At 71.0% G+C, this 3,684-nt stretch carries 2 protein-coding genes; both read left to right on the top strand.

The genetic code is table 11. The features are described 5' to 3' along the window. On the top strand, positions 1-470 hold a 470-nt coding region (locus FF041_RS38580; RefSeq protein WP_194292345.1), incomplete at its 5' end, for a hypothetical protein. Positions 471-508: 38 nt separating this feature from the next. Further along, on the top strand, positions 509-3,684 hold a 3,176-nt coding region (locus tag FF041_RS36665), incomplete at its 3' end, for an amino acid adenylation domain-containing protein (RefSeq protein ID WP_456154187.1).

The raw sequence follows: 3,684 nt of genomic DNA, 5'->3' as shown, positions 1-3,684 counted from the left end.
GACTCGGCTACGGCCTGCTGCGCTATCTCAACCCGGACACCGCGCCCCAGCTGGCCGCACTCCCCACCGCTCAGATCGGCTTCAACTACCTCGGCCGGTTCCCTGCCACGGCGGCAGCTCAAGGAGCGCGGCAGGACTGGTCGCCGGCCGACGCGAGCGAGTCCAAGGGCGTCGCCATCGGGGAGTACCCGGTCCTGCACGCCCTGGAGGCCATGTGCGTCGTCCATGACCTCGCTGAAGGGCCTCGGCTCACACTGACCCTGGCCTGGCCCGGCGCCCTCATCGACGAGGCAGCGGCACAAGCGCTCGCGGACGGCTGGGCGGCGATGCTGACCGGCCTGTCCAACCACCGGACCTCCGGCTCCGGCAGCGGCGGGCACACCCCGTCCGACTTCTCTTTGATCACGCTCGACCAGACGCAGATCGACCAGCTTGAGAACGAACTCGCGAACGAGGGGGGAGCACGATGACTCAGATGCGAGTCGAGGATGTTTGGCCGGTTTCACCGTTGCAGGAGGGGCTGCTGTTCCACGCGCTCTTCGATGAGCAGGGCACGGATGTCTATGTCGAGCAGATGTCCCTGGCGCTTGAGGGCCCGCTCGACGCGGTGGCCCTGCGGGCGTCGTGGCAGGCGCTGCTGGATCGGCACGCGAGTCTGCGGGCCGGTTTTCGGCAGCTGCCGGGGGTGGATCAGCCCGTACAGGTGGTCGCGCGTGAGGTGGTCCTGCCCTGGCGGGAAGAGGATCTGTCCCGGCTGTCCGAGACCGAGGCGCTGGCCGAGGCGGAGCGGATCGGCGCGGAGGAGCGTGGGCAGCGATTCGATCTGGCCGCGCCCCCCTTGCTGAAGGTGCTGCTGGCCAAGGTGGCCCCAGACCGGTACCGGATGATGATCACGTTGCATCACATCGTGCTCGACGGCTGGTCGCTGCCGATCCTGATGCAGGAGCTGTGGACGGCGTACGAGGCGGGCGGCAGCACGAGCGGTCTGCCTCCGGTCACCCCGTACCGCAACTATCTGGAATGGCTGGGCGGCCAGGACAAGGAAGAGGCCCGGGAGGTCTGGCGCGAGGCGCTGGCCGGCGCCGATGAGCCGACCCTGGTCACCGCGCTGGACCGGGACGCGGCGGCGATCCACGGCGAAGTGGTCTTCGGAAAGGCGAGCGACGAGCTGGACGAGGGTCTGCGGGAGCTGGTCCGGGTCCACGGGGTCACCCTGAACACGGTGGTCCAGGCCGCTTGGGCCCTCCTGGTGGGCAAGCTGACGGGCCGCGGGGATGTGGTCTTCGGCGCGGCCGTCGCGGGCCGCCCCGCGGATCTGCCGGGCATGGAGACCATGCTGGGGCTGTTCATCAACACCGTGCCGGTACGGGTACGGCTCGACCCCGCGCAGACGGTCGCCGGGCTGCTGGCCGAGCTCCAGGCGGAGCAGTCGGCGCTGCTCGACTACCAGTATCTGAGCCTCAGCGACATTCAGCGGGTCGCGGGCCCCGGGGCCGTCTTCGACACGATCATGGCGTTCGAGAACTTCCCGTCCGGCGTGGGCGACGAGGGCTCGTCCGACGCCGCGGGACTGCTGCCTGGGCCGCCCGGTCTGCGGGTGGCCGGGGCCGGAGCCCGGGAGTCCATCAACTATCCGCTCGGTCTGGTCGCCGGTCCGATCGGCGGTCTGGGCGTGCGGCTGAACTACCGCCCCGACCTTTTCGACGCCGACGACGCCCAGCGTATCCTCGGCCGGCTGCTGCGGGTGCTGGAGCAGCTGGCGGCCGACCCGGAGGCCCTGCTCAGCCGGATCGACATCCTGGGCGAGGCCGAATTCGCCCAGGTCACCGAGGAGTGGAACGACACCGCCCGCCCGGTCCCCGACGCCTCCCTGACGAAGCTGTTCGAGGAGCAGGCGCGGCGCACCCCGGACGCCGTCGCGGTGACCGCACCCGACGGAGAATGGTCGTACGCGGAGCTTCAGCGGGCCGCGAACCGTGTCGCGTACGGGCTGGACGCACGCGGGGTGGGGCGCGGGGATCTGGTCGGCGTGGCGATGGAGCGCTCCGCCGAGCAGGTGGCCGTGCTGCTGGGCATCGCGAAGGCCGGAGCCGGATTCGTACCGGTGGACGCCTCCTGGCCGGCGGCACGGACACGGCTCGTCCTGGAACCCGTCGTGCTCACCGTGGTCGAAGCCGCCCGGGCCGGTCTGCTGGAGCTCGATGAGACCGCGGTGGCGGACGAGACCGCGGTGGCGCACGAGACCGCAGTGGCGGAAGAACTCCTCTCCGGCCCCGAGGCGGTCGTCTCCGCCGTGGTGAGCGGCGACGATCTGCTGTACGTGATGTACACCTCCGGTTCCACCGGTGTGCCCAAGGGCGTCGAGATCCCGCACCGCGCCGTGACCGCCCTGGTCGGCGACGCCTGCTGGAGCGCGGCTGCCCGCGAGCGGGTGCTGGTCCACTCCCCGTACACTTTCGACGCCTCCACCTACGAGATGTGGGTGCCGCTGGTCAGCGGCGGCCGGATCGTGATCGCCCCGCCGGGCACGGCGGACGCGGCGACGGTCGCCGGACTGCTCCGTGGGCGCCGGCCGACGGCGATGTATGTGACATCCGGGCTGTTCGCCGTGCTGGCAGAGGAGTTCCCGGACGCGCTCGGAGCCCTCTCCGAGGTGCTGACCGGCGGTGACATCATGGCGGCCGGAGCGCTGGACGCCATACGCGGGGCATGCCCCGAGCTGACGGTTCACCATGTGTACGGGCCGACCGAGGCCACCGTCATCGCCACCATGCACACCCTCCCGCCCGGCGCCGATGCCCCGGCGAATGTGCCGATCGGCCGCCCTCGCGACAACACCCGTGTGTTCGTCCTGGACGAGTTCCTCCAGCCGCTTCCGGCGGGGGTGAACGGCGAGCTGTACATCGCGGGCGCGGGCCTGGCCCGGGGCTACTCGAACCGCCCGGATCTGACCGCAGAACGCTTCGTCGCCTGCCCCTACGGCGACGGCGGGCGGATGTACCGCACCGGTGACATCGTCCGCTGGAACGAGGACGGCGAGCTGGTCTTCGCAGGTCGGATGGACTCCCAGGTCAAGATCCGTGGCTACCGGGTCGAGCCGGGGGAGATCCAGACGCTGCTCGCCGCGCACGAGCGGGTGAACCAGGCCGCCGTCATCGTCCGTGAGGACCGTCCCGGCGAGAAGCGCCTGGTCGCCTATGTCATGACCACCGGGGACGCCGACCCCGAGCTGGGTCGCGCTCTGCGCGAGCATGTCGCCGCCACCCTGCCGGACTATATGGTTCCGGCGGCCGTGGTGGTGCTGGACACGCTGCCGGTCACGGCGAACGGGAAGCTCGACCGGGCGGCTCTGCCCGCCCCCGACTTCGCCGGGCCGGTCGGTGGGCGCGGTCCCGCGACGCCGGTGGAGGAGGTGCTCTGCGGGCTGTTCGCCGAAGTCCTCGGAGTGGAGCGGGTCGGTGCCGAGGCTTCCTTCTTCGACCTCGGCGGTGACTCGCTCCTCGCCATGCGGCTGATCGCGAGGGTCCGAGCCGTCCTGGACACCGAACTGAGCATCCGGGATCTGTTCACCGCGCCGACCGTCGCCGGAGTGGCCCGACTCATCGACAACACCGGAGACGCCGTCCGTACCGCGCTCACCCCACAGCCTCGTCCTGAGACGCTGCCGCTGTCGTACGCGCAGCA

The organism is Streptomyces jumonjinensis (assembly GCF_009600885.1).
GTDB classification, from domain to species: Bacteria; Actinomycetota; Actinomycetes; order Streptomycetales; family Streptomycetaceae; genus Streptomyces; species Streptomyces jumonjinensis.
Note: the sequence above shows the minus strand (reverse complement) of the source record. Positions and strands in the feature narration are given on the sequence as shown.